The organism is Mycobacterium neumannii, from assembly GCF_002245615.1.
In the GTDB taxonomy this organism is placed as follows: domain Bacteria; phylum Actinomycetota; class Actinomycetes; order Mycobacteriales; family Mycobacteriaceae; genus Mycobacterium; species Mycobacterium neumannii_A.
Window position 1 is genome coordinate 130483 of sequence record NZ_NKCO01000002.1, and the last position, 20797, is coordinate 151279.

Sequence of the window (20797 nt, forward strand, 5' to 3'; positions counted from 1 at the left end):
GGGTCGCTGAGCGATACGTAGTGCACCGAAATCACTAGGGAAGCTGCGGGTTGATTTCTTCGATGACCCACTGCGCGTAGTCGAGGTACTCGTCGACGCCGCTCACGGGTGGCAGGGGAACCGCACTGACGGTGACGCCTTGTTGCGCGAGCCAGCCCAACCGGTCGACGATCTCGGCGGCGCTCATGCCCGGCCGGCCATCGGGGTCGTCCTGCACGGTGTGGCCTTCGCCCACCCGGTTCGTTCCCAGCCCGTGCACCACGTCGAACGGGCGTCCGTCGTAGCCCGGCTGGGACTTGATGAAGCCGAGGCGCTCGGCGATCTTGTCGGGCGGGGTGAGAAACGACCACCAACCCGACGCGTACTTCGCCGCCCTGCGCAGGGCCGCGTCGGCATCGCCACCGATCCAGATCGGCAGATGCGGCTTCTGAATCGGCTTGGGCTCGAAGGCGATGTCATCGAAGGACACATACGTGCCGTCGAAGCTGGGCGAGTCACTGGTCCACAGTTCGACGATCGCAGCCAGATATTCGTCGGCGATGCGGCCGCGTTCGCGGAACGGCACACCGAGCAGGTCGAATTCGCGTTCCAGCCAGCCCACTCCGAACGTCACCATCATGCGGCCGCTGCTCATCCAGTCGGCGGTGGCCAGCGACTTCGCCAATACGATCGGATGTTGCAGCGGCAGCACCGTGATGCACGAATTAAGCATGATGCGCTGCGTGGCACCGGCGAGATACGCCTGCGCGACAGTCGACTGCAGATAGTGCGGACCGGACAGTTCGACGTGGTCGTTGGGGATCGCGAAATGCTCGGGCACCGCGATCATGTCGTAGCCCCACTCGTCGGCGCACCTGGCCATCCGCGTCTGGTCGGCACCCGTCACCGATGCTTCCCACGGCTGCATCATGGCCTTGAGCCGCAGCATGTGCGGAAGGTTGAACACAAGCTTCACGACGGACTCCTATCACGGGATTTGGGTGCACTTCGAGTCGCTGAGCGATACGTACTGCACCGAAATCGCCCGGGCTACTTGAGCATGCTGCCGGCGTCGATCGTCACGGGAAGGCCCGTGACGTAGCGCGACTCGTCCGATGCGAGGAACAGGACGGCGTTGCTGACATCCTCGGGCTCCACCCAGCCAACCGGTAACACGTGCATGAACTGGGCTGCGACGGCGAGATCGTCGGGTCCGGGATTCTCCAGATCGGGACGGAACAGCTTCATGGTCCCCTCGTTCATGAACAGCGGCGTGTTCACGTTCGTGGGACAGACGGCGTTGACCCGGATCGAGTGCTGACCCAGTTCGACGGCGAACGTGCGCATCAAGCCGATCACGCCGTGCTTGGCGGCGATGTAGTGGCCGGTATGGGGGTAGGGCTTGAGGCCGCCGACCGAGCTGGTCAGGATGATCGAACCGCCACGCCCGCCGGAAAGAATGTGGGGGACCGCGGCTTTCACGGTCTTCCACACGCCGGAGAGGTTGACGTCGATCATGTCGCGCCAGTCGTCTTCGCTGGTCTTGTCCAGCGTTGCGCCGCCGTTGCCGATGCCGGCGTTGGCGACGACGACGTCGAGTCGGCCCAACTGTTCGACGCCGCCGTCCACGACCGCCTTGAGTGCGTCGTAGTCACGCACGTCGACCTCGGCGGTGACGATGCGGCGGTTCAGGTTCTTGACGAGGTCGGCCGTCTCGGCGAGGTCATCCGGTGTCGCCCAGGGGATGTCGTCGTTGCTGGAGATCTGCTTGCAGACGTCCACGGCAATGATGTCGGCGCCTTCTGCGGCGAGGCGCACCGCGTGGCTGCGGCCCTGACCCCGTGCCGCGCCGGTCACGAACGCGACTTTGCCCTCGACTCGTCCACCCATGTGTCCACCTTCTGGCCGCTCGAAATATTGGTCGATCGATCAGGAGCGTGGCACCGATCGGCCCACGTGTCAACAGTCGGGGCTCATGAGATAGCGCATCGCGGTGATGTGCTCTGTGGATGCCGCGTCAGCCAGGCGGAGGCCGCGAGCCGCCGGTCGTCAACGATTCCGTCAGCGATTGCATCCAGCGCTGCATGAAGTCGCGCATCTCGTCGTGTCCGAGCGTGACGCCGACCGCCTCCTCGTTGCACAGGCTGCGCGCGATCTGCACGATCAGCATCGAAACGGCGACCGGCGGGTAGTCGTCGAGATCGACGCCGTGAGCACGCAGGGCCACGGTGACCGCGGCCGTCTCGATGTCGCGTACGCGCTCCGCATACGTCTTCAGTTCGGCACGAATCACCTTGCGGTGGTTCGCCAACGCCATGAACTCGGTGTTCAGGCCGGTCCGACGCAGATCGCTGTTGATCAGCCACAGCGTGCGCAACGGGTCGTCGTCGGTGAGCGCCGCGCGCATGTTCTCCAGGGACGCCTCCGCGCCGGCCCGCAGCACCTCGACGAACAGGTCGTCCATCGTCGGGAAGTAGTAGTAGACCAGCGCCTGTTTGACCCCGGCTTCGGCGGCCACGCGTCGCGACGTCGCTGCGGCATAACCCTCGTCGCGCATGACCTTCGCGGTGGCCTCGATGAGGCGTTGCCGTGCTCCCGCTTCGGCTGGTTTCACCTTTTCGGCGCGCGGCATCAAGGACCCTCCGCCCGAATGCTTGACCCTCTGTCACGGCCCGTGATAGGCATGGCGCATCCTAACAGTTTGATCGATCGATCAGATTGATTGCGGGCGCCAGGACCGGAAGGACGGCCGTTGATGACCGATCTCGCCTCGGTGGACTACTTCTCCGACCATGCGATCAGTCAGGATCCCTACGACTACTGGGACCGCCTTCGCGGGCAGGGCGCGGTGTTTCGGGAACCCAACTACGGCGTCGTCGCCGTCACCGGCTACGCCGAAGTGGTGGCGGCCTTCAAGGATCACGACTCCTTCTCGGCGGTCAACGCGATCGGCGGGCCGTTCCCGCCGCTGCCGTTCGTCCCCGACGGCGACGACATCACCGAACAGATCGAGGCGCACCGCCATCTGTTTCCGATCCACGAACACATGGTCGTGATGGACCCGCCGGCCCACGAGCGGGCCCGGTCGCTGCTGACCAAACTCCTGACACCACGCAGGCTCAAGGAGAACGAGGACTACATGTGGCAACTGGTCGACAGTCAGATCGACCAGATCATCGGCCCGGAGTCCGAAGAGGGGAGCTGCGAGTTCCTCTCCGAATACGCCAAGCCCTTCGCCACGTCGGCGATCATCGACCTGCTCGGCGTGCCCGAGGAGGACCGTCCGGAGTTTCTGGCCGCGCTCGGCGTCGAGGAGCGCTACGGCACGCGCGTCGGCGCGCTCGACGGCGCCCCGGTGGGGCGCGACCCGCTGCAGTATCTCGACGACAAGTTCGCCGGCTATCTCGCCGAGCGTCGCCGCGAACCGCGCGGCGACGTGCTGTCGGGGATGGCCACGGCGGTGTACCCCGACGGCTCGACACCGGAGCTGATCGAGGTGGTCAAGCCGGCGACGTTCCTGTTCGCCGCGGGGCAGGAGACCGTCACCAAGCTGCTCAGCGCGGCGGTGCAGACCCTCGGGGACCGGCCGGACTTCCAGCAGATGCTGCGCGAGCACCCCGAGCGGATACCGGCGTTCATCGAAGAGGCGCTGCGTATGCACTCACCGACCAAGGTCGACTTCCGGCTCGTCCGCAAGAGCACCACGCTGGGCGGGGTGGCGCTGAAGGCAGGCACGATCGTGATGCTGTGCCTCGGCGCCGCCAATCGAGACCCACGCAAGTTCGACGATCCGCACGAGTTCCGACCGGACCGCAAGAACGTGCGCGAGCACATCGCGTTCGGTCGCGGGATCCACTCCTGCGCGGGCGCGCCGCTGGCTCGAGTGGAGGGCCGCATCACCGTGCAGAGGTTGCTCGAACGCATGCGCGACATCCGGATCAGCGAGTCTGCCCACGGTCCGGCCGGTGAGCGCCGCTACGCCTACGAGCCGACTTTTTTGCTGCGCGGGCTGACGGAGTTGCACATCGAGTTCACGCGCCGGTAGGAATCGGGCGCGGCGGTGATGGCCGACGGTCGAAATAGCCCTTGACCTGCTGATGTGATGGCCGTCTAAACCGATTTTGGCTGAGACGCTTGTCACAGCGCCCAAACCTACCTACTGTGTGTTCACTAGGTTGGTTGAACGAAGGAGTTCGGTGTCCGCCACGGAGTCCGCGCGGCCGTATGCCACGCTCCTCGCCAAGGGCGAGGATCGTCGTCAGCGCATCCTCGCGGTGGCCGAACGCCTGCTCGCGCGCAACGGGTGGCGCAACACGTCGCTGGCCCAGATCGCCAAGGAAGCCGGGGTCACGCCCGCTGGTCTGCTGCACCACTTCGAGTCCAAGGAGCAGCTCCTCAACGCGGTGCTCGACGCCCGTGACGCCGACGACGCCATCCACGCCGACTACCGCTCCGGCGACCTTGTCACCGAGCTCGGCCGGGTCCCCGAACGCTTCGACCGCGCGCCCGAACTCGTCGGGACCTTCACCGTGCTGCTGGTGGAGAACATCGCGCCCGACGCGCCGCTGCACGACCGCCTTGTCAAGCGTTACCGCGACGCGGTCGACATCATCACCGCGATCATCGAGCGCGGTCAGCGCAGCGGCAAGTACCGCCAAGACCTCGACGCGGCCACCAAGGCCGTGGAAATCCTCGCCTTCACCTATGGAATGGAGACCCTATGGTTACTCGACCCATCGATTCAATTGGCCGAGGTGTTCAAGGGGTACGCCGAGTCGCTGGGACGCGAATTGGCGCCGCGGAGCTCGACATGAGGTACCGGCTCGACATCGTTGCCCCGACGGTGACGGACGCGGTGAAGTATGCCGGCGGCTGGATCTACGACCGGGTGATGGCCGGGTGGGACGTCACCGTGCTCGTCGGTGGTGACGAAGACGTTCGCCCGTTGACGATCCTCGGAGCCGAGACCCTCGACCTGGAAACGGTTCTCGCGGAGTGGGAGGAACGGCCGCATCCGGCCACCGTCGCCGTCGCGGCCAACATGATCGACCGCGACGCGCGGGTTCTCCAGCATGTGCGCAACGCGCTCGATCAGGGTGCGACCGAGGTGACCCTGTGGGGTGAGCGGGTGCCCGCCGAGCTCGACAGCAGCGTCGATTCCGTCGAGCACCGCCTGAGCGCGGCGGCCAGAGCGTTCAAGGCCAAGGCGCTGGCGGCAGCCGGCGATCCCGGAGCCGCCGAGGTCAGCGGCTGCGAGATGTTCCGCTGCGGGATGATGGTCTCCGTCGCCGCGGATCTGGTGCCCGCCAGCTGATTTCGGCGGGCGCCGGCCGCGTCACTGATAGTCGCTGGATTCGGCCAACTCGGCGGCCGAGCGCATCAACTCGACGATGACTGGGCCGTACGCGAGCAGCTTCGGGTTGTCGCCCGCGCGCTGGAAACCCTGTTCGAGCACGATGGCGAGCTTCCACTTCGCCAGCACCAGGTAGTAGTCGAGGTCGTCGACCTGGCGCCCGGACACCTTCGCATAGTGATCGACTACGGCTGCGCGCGAAGGCATCCCGCGCATGTCGACATAACCCATTTCCGAATCCGTCGGTGCCGCGGTGTTCTCGGGCCAGCTCTGCACCATCCAGCCCAGATCCAGCTTCGGGTCCCCGACGGTGCCCATCTCCCAGTCGACGATCGCCGCGAGCCGCGCGGGAGCCTCGTGCCGATACATCACGTTGGCGAACTGGTAGTCGCCGTGCATGAGCCCGGGGACGTAGTCCAGCGGGCGGTGCGTGCGCAGCCAGTCGGTGGCGACGTCGAGGCCGTCGATCTCACGGCCCTTGATGCGCTCGAAGAACGCGGTCCAGCGGTCGACCTGGCGTTCGTGAAAGCCGTCGGGCCGACCCAGATCGTGCAGACCCTTTGCCTTCCAGTCAACTTGGGACAACAGCGCGATGCCCTCGGCGAGTTCATACGCCAGGTCCCCGCGCGCAGACAAGTCGGAGTCGAACGGTTCGGGCCACTTCCGATCGTCGAGATCCATCGGCGACCACCCGTCAACGAAACCCATCAAATAGAACGGGCGGCCGAGCACCGCGGCATCCTCACACACCGCGACGGCCTCGGTATGGGGAACGTCGGTGCCGTCGAGCGCCTCGATGATGCGCCACTCCCGCAGGATTCCCTTGTCGCGGTCGGGCGGGGCACCCGGCGGCGGCATCCTCAGCACACAGCTGTGTTCCCCGCGGCGCAACTCGTAGATGACGTTCTGGGTGCCGCCCGACAAGAACCGGGTCTGCAGCGGCTCACCCTTGCCGGGCAGTTCCGCCGCGTCCATCCAATCGGTCAGCCGCGCAACGTCGATCGTGGTGTCGCTCACAGGTTCCCCACTTCACGGTCCAGATACTCGGCGAACTTCGCCCTGGCCTTCTCCCGCTTGGCCGGGATCCATTCGCTGGGCCATGTGTCATTGCTCGGCGCATAGTCGCGCAGCACCTGCTTGGCCACCGTCGTCTTGTGCACCTCGGTCGGCCCGTCGGCCAGTCCCATCACCGCGGCGCCGGTGACCATGCCCAGGAACGGCATCTCGTTGGTGACGCCCAGCGCTCCGTGGACCTGCATTGCGCGCCAAGCGATATCGTGCAGCACCGTCGGCATCACAACCTTGACAGCGGCGATGTCCTTGCGGACCTTCTTGTAGTCGTTGTACTTGTCGATCTCCCATGCGGTGTAGAGCACCATCAGCCGGAACTGCAGTAACTGTGCGTACGAGTCCGCGATGTAGCCCTGCACGAACTGCTTCTCAGACAGCCTGCTGCCCTGCGTCTCCCGGCTCAGCGCGCGTTCGCACATCATGTCCAGCGCTTTGCGGGACAGTCCGATCGTGCGCATCGCGTGGTGGATACGGCCGCCGCCGAGGCGGGTCTGGGCGATGACGAAAGCCTGGCCTTCGCCGCCCAGCAGCGCATCCGCGGGCACCCGCACGTTGTCGTAGTGGATCAGCGCGTGCGAACCTTCGTCGTCACGCTCGCCGTGCAGTCCGACGTTGCGGACGATGTTCACGCCCGGGGTGTCGGTGGGCACCAGGAACATCGACATGCCCTGGTAGGCGCTCACGTCGGGGTTGGTGACGACCATGACGATCAGGAACGAGGCGGTCCTGGCGTTGGAGGAGAAGAACTTCTGACCGTTGATCACCCAATCGTCGCCGTCACGGACGGCGGTGGTGTTGAACAGCGTCGGATCGGCACCGGCGTGTGGTTCGGTCATCGAGTAACAGGAGAAGATCTCACCCTCCAGCAGCGGATGCAGATAGCGCTCCTTCTGGGCGTCGGTGCCGTAGTGGGCGATGATCTCGGCGTTGCCGGTGTCGGGTGCCTGACAGCCGAACACGATCGGTGCCCACTGGGAACGGCCGAGGATTTCGTTGAGCAGCGCGAGCTTGAGCTGGCCGTGACCCTGTCCGCCGAGTTCGCGGCCGAGGTGGGTGGCCCACAGCCCTCGTCGACGCACTTCGTCCTTGAGTGGGTCGATCACCTTGCGGCGGTTGGCGTCCAGGGGCACGAACTGCTGGTCGGGAAACGCCAGGTCGAGCGGTTCGACCTCCTCCCTGACGAATTCGTCGGCCCAGTCGAGAACCTTCTGGTACTCGGGGTCGGTCTCGAAATCCCACGCCATCGTGGTCTCCTTTCGCGCTGTATCAATCTTGAGCTGTGTGCGGCGTCGGTGTTCTGGTGTTGAACCCGGCGATCAGCGCCGCGATGTCGTCGGTGACGACGTCGGCGAACGACCGGTCGCCGAAAGTGCCGCTCGCCCAGTGCCGGACGCCTTCGCTGACGTGCATTCCCGCCAAACGGGAGAGGTGCTCGACGTCGACATGCGCACCGATTTTCCGGTCCCGCTGCGCCCGGGAGAACAATTCGCCGAACATGTCGGCGTCGGCGGTCTCGCCGACGGCCTCACCCGCGAGGATCCGGTGTTCATGCCGGTAACCCTCGAGGATCGTCTGGATGATCAGTTCGCGCGGATTGCGCGCCATCGACCGTTCGAGGCTGCGTAACGCCTCACCGATGACCGCCTCGACGTCGTAGTCGGCGCGCAACAGCATGCGCACCTTGTTCTGCGCCGACCGGGTCGACAGCAGACCGACCTCGAAGAGGATGTCCTCTTTGCCCGGAAAGTAGAAGTAGAACAGGCCCCTTGACACGCCCGCGGCCCGGCAGATGTCGGCGACGGTCGTCTTGGCATACCCGTTCGTGCGCCACAACGCCATGGCCGCTTGTACGAGCGCGCGCTTCGTCTCATGCGAACGAGCCCGCTGAAATGACGCGCGCCGTTGACCAGCGCCAGCTATGACTTCGCCGCTGGCCTTGGACACTCCGGCACTGTAACAGGGCAATTGAGGCTTGCAAATAGTTGACGTTTGTCCAACTATCTAATGATGGTCGCGACACTGGACGGCAGGCGCATCTTGGTGGCCCCCGGTGCCACGGGCATCGGCGCGGCCGCGGTGCGCGTGCTGACCGAGGCCGGCGCACGCGTAGTGGCCACCCGCCACACCACGGCGCCACCCGACGTGCCCGGCGTGTCCTGGGTGCACTGCGACGTGCGTGACGCCGAAGCGGTCGACCGGACCGTGCAGGCCGTCGCCGACGAGATGGGTGGACTCGACGTACTGCTCAACGCGGCCGGACTGTGGCAACCGGGCATCCCCGGTCAGATCACCACCGACGACATCGAGATCCTCTTCGACACCAACGTCAAGGCCACGATCCTGACCAATCAGTCGGCGTATGCGGTGATGCGGGAGAACGGCGGCGGGCGCATCATCAACTTCGGATCCGCCGAGGCGGTGATGGGCAGTCCGCTCTCGGCGGTATATGCGGCGACGAAGGGGGCGGTGGCCGCGTGGACACGCTCGGCGGCCAGGGCATGGGCCGCCGAGAAGGTGTCGGTGATCGCGCTGGCGCCCGCGGTACAGACACCGGGCGCCGACCGGCTGCGCGAATTCCTCGGACCGGCAGCCGAATTCATGGATGAGCAGCTGAAGACCTCGATCCCGCTCGGCAGAGCACTTGGTGACCCCGTTCGTGATCTCGGCCCCGCGCTGGTGTTCTTCTGCAGCGAGGGGTCACATTTCGTGACAGGACAACTCGTCGCCGTCGACGGCGGCCTGATCATGCTGGGGTCGTAGACCCACGAAAGGCGAGACATGCCCAACCTGCACCACGTCGTCATGCGCAGCCATTCCGCGAACACCTTCACCGCGTTCCTGACCGAGGTGATGGGGATGGCGGTGCAGTTTCGGATGCACGTCCCCGGTGAGGTGCTGCAGAAGACGCTTGGATGGCCGGCGTCGGACGGTGCGGAGGTCACCATGCTCGGCACCGGCGACACGGGGCTCATCGAGGTGCTCGACGTTCCCGAGCACCTTCGTGAACTCGTGCCCGAGGGGTTGGCAGCACTGTCGTTCATGGCACCCGACTTCGCCGAAACACGCGCGAAGGCCGGCGCCTTCGTTGACGACGTCACGATGCTGGACACCGGTGTGCCTGGCGTGGACCTGTTCTTCTGCACGATGGGCGGGGTGCCCATCGAGTTCATGGGAAGCTATGTCCCTGAGGCGAACTCCGAAGCCAGCGACGCGACGAACTCCTGAGTGCGCCTGCGCGACGCCTGACGCTGGGCGGCATCCTGTCCGAGCGGAACCACGCGCGCTGCCAGATCGGTGACGCCGGCGTCGCGGTAGCTGCGCAGCCGCGCCTCAACGGTCGCCTCGTCGCCCGCCGCCATGGTGTCGCCGACGTCCTCTGCGTCACCCTGTTCGAGCAGGCGTACGTAGTTGGGGGAGAAGTCGGCGTGCCCCAGCACCTCGCTCGCGTACGCCCGGGCATCGTCGACTTCACCGTCGGCGCACAGCGCGACGGGGACACCGGCCACGATGCGGACACCTTCTCGGCCCGCCTCTTTCGCCGCTGCGGTGATGCGCGGCGCCACGTAGTCGCCGATCGCGCGTTCGTCGGCCATCCACAGGATGGTTCCACCGGTGCGTTCGCCGGCGATCCGGAGCATCGTCGGGCCGAGCGCCGCCACCAACACCGGCACGGTGAAGGCATCGGTGACGTCGACGGGGCTGTGTATGTGGTAGGTGTCGTTGTCGACGGCGATCGCGCCAGGTCCGCTGAACGCGGCGTCGAGCACCTCGAGGTAGTCGCGCACCAGCCGCGCGGGTTTGTCGTACGGCAGGCCGAGCTGGTCGGCGATGATCCAGTGGTGCGAGGGACCGATCCCCAGCGTGAACCGTCCCTCGCAGGCGATCTGAGTGGTCAGTGCCTGTTGGGCCATGATGAGCGGATGGCGGGTCTGGATCGGCACCACGGCGGTTCCGATCTCGATGCGGTCGGTAGCGTTTCCGAGTAACGCCACGGCCGTCATCGCGTCGAGATAACCGGGCACCTGCGGCATCCAGAAGGTCGCGAAACCCTGCTTCTCGGCGGCTCTTCCGTCGTCGATCAGTCCACTGAGCCGATCGCTGCGTGGGCGCTCCTTGTCGGAGCCGACCATCAATCCGATGCGCATTCATACCTCCGGTCACGGCACATAGCGGTCCCATTCGTAGGGGACGACGGTGTGAAACGGTGCGGCGAAAAGCGGTTCGACGCCATCGCCGTCCCATCGGACCTGCAGCACCGGTCGGAGCCGCTCCGCGACCGCCACGGGGTCGTCGTCGAGGAAGCAGTACGTAATCGTCTGCCCGGCAGGGGCACTGGCCAGACGGCCCTCGACGGGCAGCGACGTCGCCGCCCACGCGCCCGCCACCCCGTCGACGTCCACCAGTTCGTCCGGAGAAGCTGCGCCGCGTTCCAGCAGTAGATACACGCCTCGATTCGGCCACCACGGCAGCACGTCGGCGCCGGCCTTGATCCGTGGCGCTGCGGCGCGCCGCCGGACGTCGTACACACCGCGTTCGACGGGCGGCAGCAGCGGCAGTTTGCGGCCCGCATCACCGAGCGCCTTGGACAGCGCGAGGAACGGTTCCATGCCCTCGACCCCGGTGAAGAAGTACGTCATCACGTGATCGATCTCGTCGTAGGGAGTTTCACCAGTTGCGCGTGCGACGCGGCACTGCGGCGTGGACACCAGGCGCAGGGATGCGCGCACCGCCGGCATCCGGTGCTGTTCGGGCCGATGGTCCAGGGTGTGCCAGCGCAGATAGTCCGCGTCCGCGCCGTCGGGATGGCGTCGCGCCATCGAGACGAACACGGTGGTGATGTCCCCGTCTCCGTTGGCGAGCACCTCGGGCACCTCGTCCGACGGTCTGCCCGGCAGTTGCATCGACGTCTCCTCTACACTGAATCCGGCTGTGGCAGCGGGATTTCGGGGTGGCGGGCCTCGATCATCCGGCGGAAACCGTCGCGCCAGCCGACCGTCGTGCGCCCCAGTACCTCGTGCATGCGGTTGACGTCGGGCCACAACGGCGTGTGGGCCTCTGGCGTGTACTCGAAGATCGGATCGACGCCGACCAGTTCTCCCATGTACGCGCAGTACTCCTCGACGCTGACCGTCTCGCTGCCGGCCCAGTTCACCACGACCGGTGGCGTGTCGGCTGCCTCCATCGCCCTGATCCCCAGCGCGACGTAGTCGTCCTCGTAGATCGGGTTGTAGTTGTTCGGCCGGTCCGGGTGCAGCCTTATCGGTCGCCGAGCCAGCATCGCGTCGAGACGGTCGGCGGGGGCGCCGCCTTCGGGCCCGTAGGTGGAACAGATCCTGATGATGGTCAACGGAATCTCGTACTGTCGGGCGACCCACGTGCAGACCGCCTCGGCGGCGACCTTGGAGAAGCTGTAGTTCGCCCGCAACGGCACCCCGGGCGGATCGGATTCGATCAGCGGCCGCTGACCCTGGTACGCGTAGATCGAGCCGGTCGAACACAGTACGAAGCCTTTCGCGGCGCGGTACCGGTGCAGCAGGTCGCCCGAACGCTGAGCGTTCGTCTCCAGGCAGCGCGTCCAGTCCTCGGCTCCGGGATCGACCGCGGCGTGGAAGACATAGGTGAAATCCTCGGGCAGCGCGGAGAAGTCGCCGTCGCCGATGTCGAGGGCGACCGGAATGACACCGGCGGCGCTCAGCCTGTCGCGGCCGGCCGGCTCGCGCAGCCGGGCTGCACCCCACACCTCGTTGTTGCGTGCCAGCTTCCGCGCCAAGGGGAACGCGATCTTGCCGGTGGCGCCGGTGATCAGGATCTTCTCGCCGTCGAGCATCCCTTAAGTCTTAGCGCACCGCGCGTCAAATGTTAAGTACTTGATATGTTGGCGGGATGCAGCTCACCTTCGATGCCGAGGTGGAGGCGTTCCGCGCGGAGTTCGTCGCCTTCCTCGACGAGCATCTGCCGCCGCAGGCCGAGGCGGCGGAGCGGTCCCGATCGACGGCCCATGTGCCGCAGTGGGCACGCCGTTGGCAGCGGCTGCTGTTCGATCACGGATGGTTGCTGCCGGGAAACCCGCCGCAGTTCGGTGGCCGCAACGCGGGCGTGCTCGAACAGTTCGTCCACCGCGAGGAGCTGGCGCGGCGTCGGATCTACCACGCGTTCAATCCGCAGGGCGTCGGGATCATCGCCGCGTCGCTGCTGTCCTTCGGCACCGAGGAGCAGAAGCAGCGGTGGGCGGTGCCGATTCTGCGTGCCGAGATGACCGCATCGCTGGGCATGAGCGAACCCGGGGCCGGTTCGGACCTGGCGGGCCTGGCGACGCGAGCGGTGCGCGACGGTGAGGTTTTCATCGTCGACGGGCAGAAGGTCTGGACTTCGGGCGCACACGACGCCGATGTCATCCTCGCGTTCGTGCGCACCGACCCGGATGCCCCCAAGCACAAGGGGATCAGCGCGCTGTTGATCCCCACCGACCTACCCGGAGTCGAGCGCAGGCCGTTCGCTTCGGTGTACAGCCGTGAGGACCTGGACTTCAACGAGGTGTTCTTCTCCGGCGTTCGGGTGCCCGCCGAGAATCTCGTCGGTCCTCTGCATGAGGGTTGGCGCGTGGCCAACGGATCGCTGGGCCACGAACGCACCATGATGTGGATGGCGTTCGCCAACCGGCTGGATCAACTACTGCAGGACTTCCGCCCGGCGGGAGCGGTGAACCAGGACCGCTACGCGACCATTGCGATGGACTATCAGGCGCTGCGCCTGCTCGGATCCGTCGCACTGGGGCAGGCGGCGCGGGGTGAACGCGACATCCCCGGCGTCTCGGTGTTGAAACTGTTCGGATCGGAGGCCGAGCAGAAGGCGCTCGGGTATGCGCTCGACGCCGCCGGCGCAGAAGGCTTACGCAGTCCGGGGCTCACCGCGCCGTACAACCCCTACAGCCCAGGCCTTTTCACGGCCGACTGGTTCACCCGTTACATCAGCACCTATGCCGGGACCATTTCGGGCGGGGCGTCGGAAATCCAGCGCAACATCATCGCGCAGCGGGTGCTGGGGTTGCCTGCCCGCTGACGTTTCCCGGAAGAAAACCGGCGCTCAGCGCGGTGCGGGGGCCGCCAGGTCCCGCAGTGACGCCATGAACAACTCGTCCATCCGCGGGCTGAGCTCCGCCAACGAGGCGGCACCGGCATGGCCGACGGAACCGAAGACGCGGTCCAGCGCATCGGCACTAGCTGAGGAACCGATTGAAAGGCACAGGCATGCAACGCCGTCGGCGCGCAGTTCCTCGAGGGCCTTGTGCGCGTCGGCCTCCGCATAGCGACCTTCGTAACCGTCGTCGTAGGGGTGTCCGTCGGACAAGACGAGCAACAGCTTGTTGGGGGTGCCCGCCTCTTCCTTGAGGATCTCGGCCGCGCCGCGGATCGCCGCGCCGAGGCGGGTGTAGCTCGACGGTTGCAGTTGGTTGAGACGAGCGCGTCCGACCGCCCCGAAGCGCTGATCGAACTTCTTGATCGTCGGAAGGTGGACCGCATGGCGGCCCCGGGACCGGAACGCGTAGACCGCGACCCGATCGCCGAGGTCCTCGAGCGTGGCCGCCAGTGTGGCGGCCGCTCGCCGCTGGTGCTCGTGTACGGCCAGGCCGTCCGGGTCGGCGTCGGTTACCGAACCGGACGCGTCGAGCAGGATCAGTACCCCGAGGTTCCTGGCGACCTTGCGGTGCTCGGTGAAGATGTGCTCAGGCGGGGAGAATCCGGAACGCAGGTCGACGGACAGGTCGACGAGGGCTTCGATGTCGAGTTCGTCGCCGTCGGGTCGGCGCCGCAACACCCTGGGGCCCAACCCGATCCGGGAAAGCCGGCGGCGCAGGACGTCGTCGCGGGCGACGGCGGCAGCGGTGACGTCGGCGGGCGTGGTCAGGGGGTAGTCGATCACCCGGCACCAGTCCGGCCGGTACCGGCGGCGGAAGACGTCCCACTCGGGATGCAGCGCTCCGCCCACCCCGACGGCGGCACCTGGGCGTTCGTCGTCGGTGAAGTGGATCCGGTGGGGCAGCGGCCTGGCGTGCGGGCCGCCCGCGCGGACCCGCCGCACGGCTTCGGCCTGCGGATCCCCGCCGGCACTGTTGCCGGACGATCCCGATGTGCCGAGCAGTTTGCGCAGGAAATCCCCGACCGTTTTCGAGTTGAACAGCGGGTTGTCGAACATCTTGAGGATCTTGCTTTCCTCAGACGGTCCCTCGTCGTCGTCATCGTCTCCGTCGTCCACCGGTATGGCGGCCGGATCGGGTGTGAACCGCAGGTCGGCGTCGGAGGCACGGGCGCCCGGTTCGGCGGCCGTGCTCAGCAGTGCCGACGGTTTGAGGAGGCCGAACCAGTCGGGCGCTTCGCTGACTCGTGTTCGGCTACGCGCGATTTCGAGGGACTCGGCGGCCGATGTGGAGCCATGCGGATCCTCGGGTTCCAGGGCCGCGGCCAGCGGCAGCCGCCGGGCCAGGTCGACGAGCACCCGGCGTCCCTCGACCGCCAGGTAGCGACGCGCGAGGGCCGGACGCGCACGCAACGGACGGACCAACGGCTCCTGCAGGCTGCCCGCCCCGATGAGCGCGCTGTGCAACAGCACTTCCCGCCGAATCTGCTCGTCCGAACCGCTGCCGGTGACGAAGATGGCCGTGCCGTTGGTGTGGGCGGGTTGGGCCTCCGGCGCAGCCGCGATGTCGATCGACCGACCGGCGATGAACGTCGCCAGAAACCGGAACCGATCGAGTCCGGCTGCGCCCGAGGCACTCACGGGCTCGGTAGCAGCGCATCGACGAGTTCGCCGAGCGCGCGCACGACGTCTCTGTCGTCGGACAGCGCCTCCACGATCGCGGCCTGCACGGCGCGCCGCAGACCGAGCCCCTCGGCAGCCAGGCCGCCGGCCAGGATGAGCATCCGCGTCGAGGACGCCTCGCGTAGCGGTGAGCCGTCGATGCCGCGGATCGCGTTGCCGATCGCCACCAGGGTCTGTGCCGTGTCGGCGTCGATTCCGGCCTCGTGCGCGACGATCTCGGCTTCCACCTCGGGCGGAGGGAAGTCGAGTTCGATCGCGATGAACCGTTGGCGCGTCGACTCCTTGATGTTCTTCAGCACGCTCTGGTAGCCGGGGTTGTACGAGATCACCAGTTGAAACCCGGGCGCCGCGGACAGGGTGGTACCGAGCCGGTCGACCGGCAGTTCGCGGCGGTGGTCGGCCAGTGGGTGGATCACGACGGTGGTGTCCTGGCGTGCCTCGACGATCTCGTCGAGGTAGCAGATCGCCCCTGTCCGAACGGCTCTGGTCAACGGTCCGTCGACCCAGACCGTCTCGCCGCCCTTGAGCAGGAACCGGCCCACCAGATCGGCCGACGTCATGTCCTCGTGGCCGGCGACGGTGATCAACTCGCGGCCCAGTTCGTGCGCCATCGCCTCGACGAACCGAGTCTTACCGCATCCGGTGGGACCCTTGAGCAGCACCGGCGAACCTCGCCGCGCCGCGGCACGAAACACGTCGACCTCATCGCCGATGGGCCGGTAGAACGGTGCCCGCGACCGGTTTTCGAGCGTCGGAGCGTGGTTGTTCGCCGACACCTCATTCGCTCCGCTCGTGCGGTATGACGGCGGGCATCTCCACGCCCTCCGGCAGCACGAATTCGCCGTCGGTGTTGATGTAACCCGAGTGTCTGGTCGGGATCGGCAGCGACGGGTCGGGGCACGGCCGGTCGGTACCTTCGCCGCACAAGCCTGAGGTGAAATACGAACGCTTCTGCACATCCTCGGGCCACGGATCGGCATGGGTCGCCATGAATTGCGCGGGGATGATGTAGAAGACGAAGAACGATGCGCTGATGGCGGCGAAGATCGCGAGGAAACGCACGAACTGCTGTTTGGCGAATCCGCCCCGGACGTTGTCCAGGCCGCGCTCGACGACTGTGCGGCCGCGGTCGTCGGTGAAGAACCGCAGGCAGCACAGCGCGGCCTGCACGCCGCCCCACATCAGACCCTCATAGATCGGCCACTGGTAGTAGGTGCCCGCGTTGATCGAGAGCGCCTGGATGGCACCGGGGAACGTGTACATCCCCAGCGGCATCAGGACCAGGCCCTCCATGACGAAGTCGAACACGAAACCCCACGCGAAGGCGACGCCGATCAGACCCTTGGTGCCGAGATTCGGCCACCGCTGCTGGGCCTTTCGCATGACCCAGCAGCCCAGGATCGTGCACAGCAATACGCCGTACGCGTATCCGGAAACGTTGATGCCCAACGGTTCTGCCACCTGGGCGCCCGGCCTCTCGGGTGAGAGCCATCCCGGGACGTGCGGAGCCCACGACCCCATGTTGAACGCCCACGCGTTGTAGGTGCACCACGTGTTGATGTAGTTCAGCAGCGGGTCCTGGAAGAAGAACAGGCCCGTGGACACCATGATCATGCCGTCCAACGTGATGCGACGTTCGCGTCGCCAGGGCCGGATGATGAACCACCAGATGGCGACCGGGAAGAGCACCGGTGAACCGATCTGCCACATCATCAGTGCGACCTTCATGAAGGTCGGCGGCTCCGTCGGACCGGGATCGACCGGCGTGAAGTACGGGCCGGTGATCCACCGGATCCAGACGTAGATCTGGAGGACCAGGATCACGCCGCCCAGGGTCGCCCAGATCTTGACCCGGTTCGACGGCCGTGGCGACGCCTCTTCGAGTCGTCCCACTGTGCTGAGCGACTCAGTGGATGGCTTGTTCGACAGTTCGCTCACGACGCCTCCTCGATCGCGCCTCGTCATCGCGATCTCGAGAAATATACCGGTCGGTATCTGGAGAACTCAATGGGATCTTAGATTCTTGTGGCAGAATTCCGGCATGGCGGAGCGGTGGACCCGGGAGCGGCGGCTCGAGCACACCCGGTCCCTGCTGCTGGACGCGGCCGAGAACGTGTTCGCCGAAAAGGGTTTCACGGCAGCCACTGTCGACGACATCGCCTTTGAGGCCGGTTATACGAAGGGCGCCATATACAAGCACTTCGCCACCAAAGAAGAGCTGTTCTTGGCCGTCAGCGACCGCTACTGGCGGCGCTACTTCGACAACTTCGCCGAGGTGATGTCGTCGTCGAAGCAGGTGGGAGCCCGCGAGCGCGACGACATCGCGCAACGGTGGCGTCAGCTGAGCCAGGATCGCGGTGCCGAGCATGCTGCCCTCGGCCACGAGTTCACGTTGTACCTGCTGCGCAATCCGGATGCGCGAGAACGCGTGGTCGGCAAGCGCGCGGAGGTGGTCGAGGCGTTGGCGAAATTCATCGTCGACGGCATCGATCGGCTCGGCGCAACCCTGGTGATCTCGCCGTTGACGTTCGCCCAGGTGCTGATCGCCACCAGCGACGCCATCGTGCTCGGCAGTGAACTCGACGACGTCGACCTGTACCGGCCGATCATCGACATGTACGTCTCGGCGATCAAATTCCCATGACGTGAGCCGCCGGAACGGATCGAAACCTAGGCTGTGGCAATCGATATGGATTTGGTGTCGGTGTACCCGTCGATGCCCTCGCGTCCGAGTTCGCGGCCGTATCCGCTGTCCTTGACGCCGCCGAACGGGGCGAACGGATCCATCGTGTAACGCTGGTTGACGCCGAACGTCCCGGTGCGGATGCGCTCGGCGACGGCGACTCCGCGCTCGGTGTCGGTCGTCCACACCGATCCTGCCAAGCCGTAGTCGGAGTCGTTGGCCACCGCCACCGCTTCGTCCTCGTCGGCATAGGCGATGACGGTCAGGACGGGCCCGAAGATCTCTTCGCGCGCGATGGTCATGTCGTTGTCGGCGTCGGCGAACAGCGTCGGCTTCACATACCAGCCACGGTCGAGCCCGTCGGGCATGTCGGCGCCCCCGACGACGAGGCGCGCGCCTTCGGACCGGCCGGTCTGGATATAGCCCCGCACGCGCTCCTGCTGACGTTGTGCGACGAGCGGTCCGACCTGTGTGGCCGGATCCGTCGGATCCCCCACGATGAGCGACGTCATCTCGGCGGCCAGGGCATCGGTGAACTCAGCCGAACGTGCCGCAGGCACCAGAATCCTGGTGAGCGCGTTGCAGATCTGACCGCTGTTGGACAGGCTTGCCGAGCGGACGCCTGCGGCGACGGCCGCGGGATCGGCATCGGCGAGCACGATGGCCGCCGACTTGCCGCCGAGTTCGAGGCTGACGCGCCGCAGATCGACGGCGCACGCGGCGGCCACCGCCTTGCCCGCCGCGGTCGACCCGGTGAACGAGACCTTGTCCACCCCGCGATGTTTCACCAGGTACTCGCCCGCCGACCGGTCACCGGGCAGCACACTGACAACGCCGTCGGGCAGCCCGGCCTCGCCGATCATGTCGGCGAGCAGCAGTGCGTTCAACGGCGATTCGGCCGCCGGTTTGAGCACGACGGTGCAGCCGGCGAGCAGCGCCGGGATCAGCTTGGTGACGATCAGGAACTGCGGCATGTTCCACGGCACGACGGCGGCGACGACGCCCACCGGCTCGCGCCGGATACGAATATCGGTTCCATACATCCCCGGGCGGGATTCCTCCCACGGGTACGTGTCGGCCAGATCGCAGAACGCCGACATCATCATCGTGGGCAGTCCTACCTGCGCGCGCTGGGCGAAGCTGATGGGCGCCCCGATCTCGGCGGTGATGGTCTCGGCCATCTCGCCGCGCCGTTCGCCATACCGCTCGGCCAGCCGGCGCACGGCGGCGATGCGTTCGGCGGGGGTCAGGCGCGGCCACGGACCGGAGTCGAACGCGGAGCGTGCGGCGGCGACGGCCCTGTCGATGTCCGCGGGCCCGGCGGCGGCGACACGCGCGACGGGTTCCTCGGTGTGAGGGGAGACGACCTCGATGTGGTCTCCGGCGCTCGCTGGCGACCATTGGCCGCCGATGAACAACTCGTCCGATCGCATTGTCTGCTCACCCTTCCGCGCCGATGTCTGCACCACGGTTGTGGTCCGAATGGGAGCCCGACCGCGGTGCGGAAATCGGTGACGCTGCCCGGCCCCGGCCGGTCTGTATCAACTACTTGCGATTGTGACATGGAGCATATACCGTCGGCGCTGCAGCTCCCGGCACGGTCCAGGCCGGGCGGACAGGAGTAGGCAATGGCTCGCTTTCCCAAACCGCCAGAAGGAAGTTGGACGGAGCACTATCCCGAACTGGGAACCGATCCGGTCTCCTACGAGGACTCCATCAGCCCGGAGTTCTACGAGAAGGAACGCCACGCGATCTTCAAGCGCGCGTGGCTGAATGTCGGTCGGACCGAACAGGTTCCGCGCAAAGGCAGCTACTTCACCAAGGAGTTGAAGGTCGCAGGCACGTCGATCATCGTGGTGCGGACCACCTCCGGTGAGGTCAAGGCGTATCACAACATCTGTCGGCACCGCGGCAACAAACTGGTGTGGAACGACATGCCGCTCGAAGAGACCAGCGGGGTGTGCAGGCAGTTCACCTGCAAGTACCACGCCTGGCGCTACGACCTCGACGGCAACCTCACCTTCGTGCAGCAGGAGGGGGAGTTCTTCAACCTCGACAAGAGCCGCTACGGGCTGGTGCCGGTGCACTGTGAGGTCTGGGAGGGGTTCATCTTCGTCAACTTCGGCAAGGAGCCCGAACAGTCGTTGCGCGAGTTCCTCGGTCCGATGATCACCAACTTGGAGGGCTACCCGTTCGACAAGATGACGTCGCGGTTCTACTACCGGTCCGAGGTCAAGGCGAACTGGAAGCTCTACATGGACGCGTTCCAGGAGTTCTATCACGCACCGGTGCTGCACGCGAACCAGTCGCCGACCGCCTACTCGAAGGCCGCCGCCGAGGCCGGCTTCGAGGCTCCGCACTACCGCATCGAGGGGCCGCACCGACTGGTCAGCACCTCGGGTGTGCGCGCGTGGGAGATGGCCGACGAGATGCGCAAGCCGATCGAGGACATCTGCCAGAGCGGACTGTTCGGCCCCTGGGACAAACCGGATCTGGGGGAGATGCCTCCCGGCTTGAACCCGGCGAAATGCGATCCGTGGGGCCTTGATTCGTTCCAGTTGTTCCCGAACTTCGTGATCTTGTTCTGGGGGCAGGGCTGGTACCTGACCTACCACTACTGGCCGACGTCCTACAACACGCACCTGTTCGAGGGCACCGTCTATTTCCCGCAACCGCGCACCCCCCGGGAACGCATCGCGCAGGAACTGGCCGCGGTGTCGTTCAAGGAATACGGGCTGCAGGACGCCAACACGCTGGAGGCCACCCAGTCGATGATCGAGTCGCGGGTTCTCGACGACTTCCTGCTCTGTGACCAGGAGGTGCTGATCCGCCACCTGCACAAGGAGACCGCGGCCTGGGTGGAGAACTACGAGCGCAACACGGCGGGTGTGTGA

Annotated in this window: 21 protein-coding genes; 8 read left to right on the forward strand and 13 right to left on the reverse strand. The window is 66.3% G+C overall.

The annotated features are described in order from the left end of the window. Positions 1-34 precede the first annotated feature (34 nt). The 3 genes from CEX88_RS03280 to CEX88_RS03290 all read right to left on the reverse strand — a co-directional run bounded on the left by CEX88_RS03280 (position 35) and on the right by CEX88_RS03290 (position 2611). Positions 35-955: a TIGR03619 family F420-dependent LLM class oxidoreductase gene (locus CEX88_RS03280; RefSeq protein ID WP_202931358.1), complete on the reverse strand. Its 921-nt coding sequence runs from the start codon at positions 953-955 to the stop codon at positions 35-37. Positions 956-1029: 74 nt separating this feature from the next. Beyond that, positions 1030-1869, reverse strand: a complete 840-nt coding sequence (locus CEX88_RS03285; protein WP_068201008.1) for a mycofactocin-coupled SDR family oxidoreductase — start codon at positions 1867-1869, stop codon at positions 1030-1032. Positions 1870-1996: 127 nt separating this feature from the next. Next, positions 1997-2611: a TetR/AcrR family transcriptional regulator gene (locus tag CEX88_RS03290; RefSeq protein WP_094292396.1), complete on the reverse strand. Its 615-nt coding sequence runs from the start codon at positions 2609-2611 to the stop codon at positions 1997-1999. Positions 2612-2734: 123 nt separating this feature from the next. On the opposite strand from CEX88_RS03290, the gene CEX88_RS03295 reads away from it, so the two are divergent. The 3 genes from CEX88_RS03295 (at position 2735) to CEX88_RS03305 (ending at position 5293) form a co-directional block, all read left to right on the forward strand. After that, positions 2735-4024: a cytochrome P450 gene (locus CEX88_RS03295; RefSeq protein WP_094292397.1), complete on the forward strand. Its 1290-nt coding sequence runs from the start codon at positions 2735-2737 to the stop codon at positions 4022-4024. A 151-nt stretch (positions 4025-4175) separates the two neighbouring features. Next, a complete protein-coding gene (locus CEX88_RS03300) occupies positions 4176-4793 on the forward strand; it encodes a TetR/AcrR family transcriptional regulator (RefSeq protein ID WP_064397130.1) in 618 nt (205 codons plus the stop codon). Then, positions 4790-5293: a hypothetical protein gene (locus CEX88_RS03305; RefSeq protein WP_066845303.1), complete on the forward strand. Its 504-nt coding sequence runs from the start codon at positions 4790-4792 to the stop codon at positions 5291-5293. Before CEX88_RS03300 ends, CEX88_RS03305 begins: the two co-directional genes overlap by 4 nt. A 21-nt stretch (positions 5294-5314) precedes the next feature. Here CEX88_RS03305 and CEX88_RS03310 read toward each other — a convergent pair whose 3' ends face one another. Genes CEX88_RS03310 through CEX88_RS03320 form a run of 3 tightly spaced genes read right to left on the reverse strand, consistent with a single transcriptional unit; the run spans position 5315 to position 8242 of the window. Further along, positions 5315-6307, reverse strand: a complete 993-nt coding sequence (locus CEX88_RS03310) for a phosphotransferase family protein (RefSeq protein WP_202931369.1) — start codon at positions 6305-6307, stop codon at positions 5315-5317. Between the two features lie 38 nt (positions 6308-6345). After that, on the reverse strand, positions 6346-7647 hold the full coding sequence (locus tag CEX88_RS03315) for an acyl-CoA dehydrogenase family protein (protein WP_094292399.1): 1302 nt from the start codon (positions 7645-7647) through the stop codon (positions 6346-6348). A gap of 22 nt (positions 7648-7669) precedes the next feature. After that, positions 7670-8242: a TetR/AcrR family transcriptional regulator gene (locus CEX88_RS03320; RefSeq protein ID WP_094292400.1), complete on the reverse strand. Its 573-nt coding sequence runs from the start codon at positions 8240-8242 to the stop codon at positions 7670-7672. Between the two features lie 168 nt (positions 8243-8410). Here CEX88_RS03320 and CEX88_RS03325 point away from each other — a divergent pair, with 168 nt between their 5' ends. Together CEX88_RS03325 and CEX88_RS03330 are read left to right on the forward strand one after the other, a co-directional pair. Beyond that, a complete protein-coding gene (locus CEX88_RS03325; RefSeq protein ID WP_094292551.1) occupies positions 8411-9163 on the forward strand; it encodes an SDR family NAD(P)-dependent oxidoreductase in 753 nt (250 codons plus the stop codon). An 18-nt stretch (positions 9164-9181) separates the two neighbouring features. Continuing rightward, complete coding sequence (locus CEX88_RS03330) at positions 9182-9628, forward strand: VOC family protein (protein ID WP_094292401.1); 447 nt, start codon at positions 9182-9184, stop codon at positions 9626-9628. Here CEX88_RS03330 and CEX88_RS03335 read toward each other — a convergent pair. The 3 genes from CEX88_RS03335 to CEX88_RS03345 are packed head-to-tail and all read right to left on the reverse strand — an operon-like array spanning position 9580 to position 12230. Beyond that, complete coding sequence (locus tag CEX88_RS03335; protein WP_094292402.1) at positions 9580-10548, reverse strand: LLM class F420-dependent oxidoreductase; 969 nt, start codon at positions 10546-10548, stop codon at positions 9580-9582. The genes CEX88_RS03330 and CEX88_RS03335 overlap by 49 nt on opposite strands. Positions 10549-10560: 12 nt before the next feature. Further along, complete coding sequence (locus CEX88_RS03340; RefSeq protein ID WP_094292403.1) at positions 10561-11304, reverse strand: hypothetical protein; 744 nt, start codon at positions 11302-11304, stop codon at positions 10561-10563. An 11-nt stretch (positions 11305-11315) separates the two neighbouring features. Next, positions 11316-12230, reverse strand: coding sequence for an NAD-dependent epimerase/dehydratase family protein (locus CEX88_RS03345; RefSeq protein WP_094292404.1), 915 nt, complete (start codon positions 12228-12230; stop codon positions 11316-11318). A 56-nt stretch (positions 12231-12286) separates the two neighbouring features. Here CEX88_RS03345 and CEX88_RS03350 point away from each other — a divergent pair, with 56 nt between their 5' ends. Next, positions 12287-13462 carry an acyl-CoA dehydrogenase family protein gene (locus tag CEX88_RS03350; RefSeq protein WP_094292405.1) on the forward strand — a complete coding sequence of 392 codons (1176 nt, stop codon included), beginning with the start codon at positions 12287-12289 and terminating at the stop codon, positions 13460-13462. Between the two features lie 24 nt (positions 13463-13486). Here CEX88_RS03350 and CEX88_RS03355 read toward each other — a convergent pair whose 3' ends face one another. The 3 genes from CEX88_RS03355 to CEX88_RS03365 are packed head-to-tail and all read right to left on the reverse strand — an operon-like array spanning position 13487 to position 17158. Continuing rightward, positions 13487-15178, reverse strand: a complete 1692-nt coding sequence (locus CEX88_RS03355; RefSeq protein ID WP_094292406.1) for a nitric oxide reductase activation protein NorD — start codon at positions 15176-15178, stop codon at positions 13487-13489. Further along, on the reverse strand, positions 15175-15996 hold the full coding sequence (locus tag CEX88_RS03360) for a CbbQ/NirQ/NorQ/GpvN family protein (protein ID WP_094292407.1): 822 nt from the start codon (positions 15994-15996) through the stop codon (positions 15175-15177). The genes CEX88_RS03355 and CEX88_RS03360 overlap by 4 nt, the downstream gene beginning before the upstream one ends. Position 15997: 1 nt before the next feature. Beyond that, the gene (locus CEX88_RS03365; RefSeq protein WP_068200979.1) at positions 15998-17158 is read right to left on the reverse strand and encodes a spirocyclase AveC family protein; all 1161 of its coding nucleotides are present in this window, start codon (positions 17156-17158) and stop codon (positions 15998-16000) included. Between the two features lie 103 nt (positions 17159-17261). Here CEX88_RS03365 and CEX88_RS03370 point away from each other — a divergent pair, with 103 nt between their 5' ends. Next, a complete protein-coding gene (locus tag CEX88_RS03370) occupies positions 17262-17864 on the forward strand; it encodes a TetR/AcrR family transcriptional regulator (protein ID WP_094292408.1) in 603 nt (200 codons plus the stop codon). A gap of 26 nt (positions 17865-17890) precedes the next feature. Here CEX88_RS03370 and CEX88_RS03375 read toward each other — a convergent pair whose 3' ends face one another. After that, a complete protein-coding gene (locus CEX88_RS03375; RefSeq protein WP_094292409.1) occupies positions 17891-19336 on the reverse strand; it encodes an aldehyde dehydrogenase in 1446 nt (481 codons plus the stop codon). Positions 19337-19531: 195 nt separating this feature from the next. Between CEX88_RS03375 and CEX88_RS03380 the strand changes: the two genes are divergently transcribed. Beyond that, positions 19532-20797, forward strand: coding sequence for an aromatic ring-hydroxylating oxygenase subunit alpha (locus tag CEX88_RS03380; RefSeq protein ID WP_094292410.1), 1266 nt, complete (start codon positions 19532-19534; stop codon positions 20795-20797).

Bases quoted from the DNA above. Each gene is read 5' to 3' on its own strand.
- CEX88_RS03285 (WP_068201008.1), bottom strand. From the start codon at position 1,869: ATGGGTGGACGAGTCGAGGGCAAAGTCGCGTTCGTGACCGGCGCGGCA.
- CEX88_RS03290 (WP_094292396.1), bottom strand. From the start codon at position 2,611: ATGCCGCGCGCCGAAAAGGTGAAACCAGCCGAAGCGGGAGCACGGCAA.
- CEX88_RS03295 (WP_094292397.1), top strand. From the start codon at position 2,735: ATGACCGATCTCGCCTCGGTGGACTACTTCTCCGACCATGCGATCAGT.
- CEX88_RS03305 (WP_066845303.1), top strand. From the start codon at position 4,790: ATGAGGTACCGGCTCGACATCGTTGCCCCGACGGTGACGGACGCGGTG.
- CEX88_RS03310 (WP_202931369.1), bottom strand. From the start codon at position 6,307: ATGGACGCGGCGGAACTGCCCGGCAAGGGTGAGCCGCTGCAGACCCGG.
- CEX88_RS03315 (WP_094292399.1), bottom strand. From the start codon at position 7,647: ATGGCGTGGGATTTCGAGACCGACCCCGAGTACCAGAAGGTTCTCGAC.
- CEX88_RS03320 (WP_094292400.1), bottom strand. From the start codon at position 8,242: ATGGCGTTGTGGCGCACGAACGGGTATGCCAAGACGACCGTCGCCGAC.
- CEX88_RS03325 (WP_094292551.1), top strand. From the start codon at position 8,411: ATGGTCGCGACACTGGACGGCAGGCGCATCTTGGTGGCCCCCGGTGCC.
- CEX88_RS03330 (WP_094292401.1), top strand. From the start codon at position 9,182: ATGCCCAACCTGCACCACGTCGTCATGCGCAGCCATTCCGCGAACACC.
- CEX88_RS03335 (WP_094292402.1), bottom strand. From the start codon at position 10,548: ATGCGCATCGGATTGATGGTCGGCTCCGACAAGGAGCGCCCACGCAGC.
- CEX88_RS03340 (WP_094292403.1), bottom strand. From the start codon at position 11,304: ATGCAACTGCCGGGCAGACCGTCGGACGAGGTGCCCGAGGTGCTCGCC.
- CEX88_RS03345 (WP_094292404.1), bottom strand. From the start codon at position 12,230: ATGCTCGACGGCGAGAAGATCCTGATCACCGGCGCCACCGGCAAGATC.
- CEX88_RS03350 (WP_094292405.1), top strand. From the start codon at position 12,287: ATGCAGCTCACCTTCGATGCCGAGGTGGAGGCGTTCCGCGCGGAGTTC.
- CEX88_RS03370 (WP_094292408.1), top strand. From the start codon at position 17,262: ATGGCGGAGCGGTGGACCCGGGAGCGGCGGCTCGAGCACACCCGGTCC.
- CEX88_RS03375 (WP_094292409.1), bottom strand. From the start codon at position 19,336: ATGCGATCGGACGAGTTGTTCATCGGCGGCCAATGGTCGCCAGCGAGC.
- CEX88_RS03380 (WP_094292410.1), top strand. From the start codon at position 19,532: ATGGCTCGCTTTCCCAAACCGCCAGAAGGAAGTTGGACGGAGCACTAT.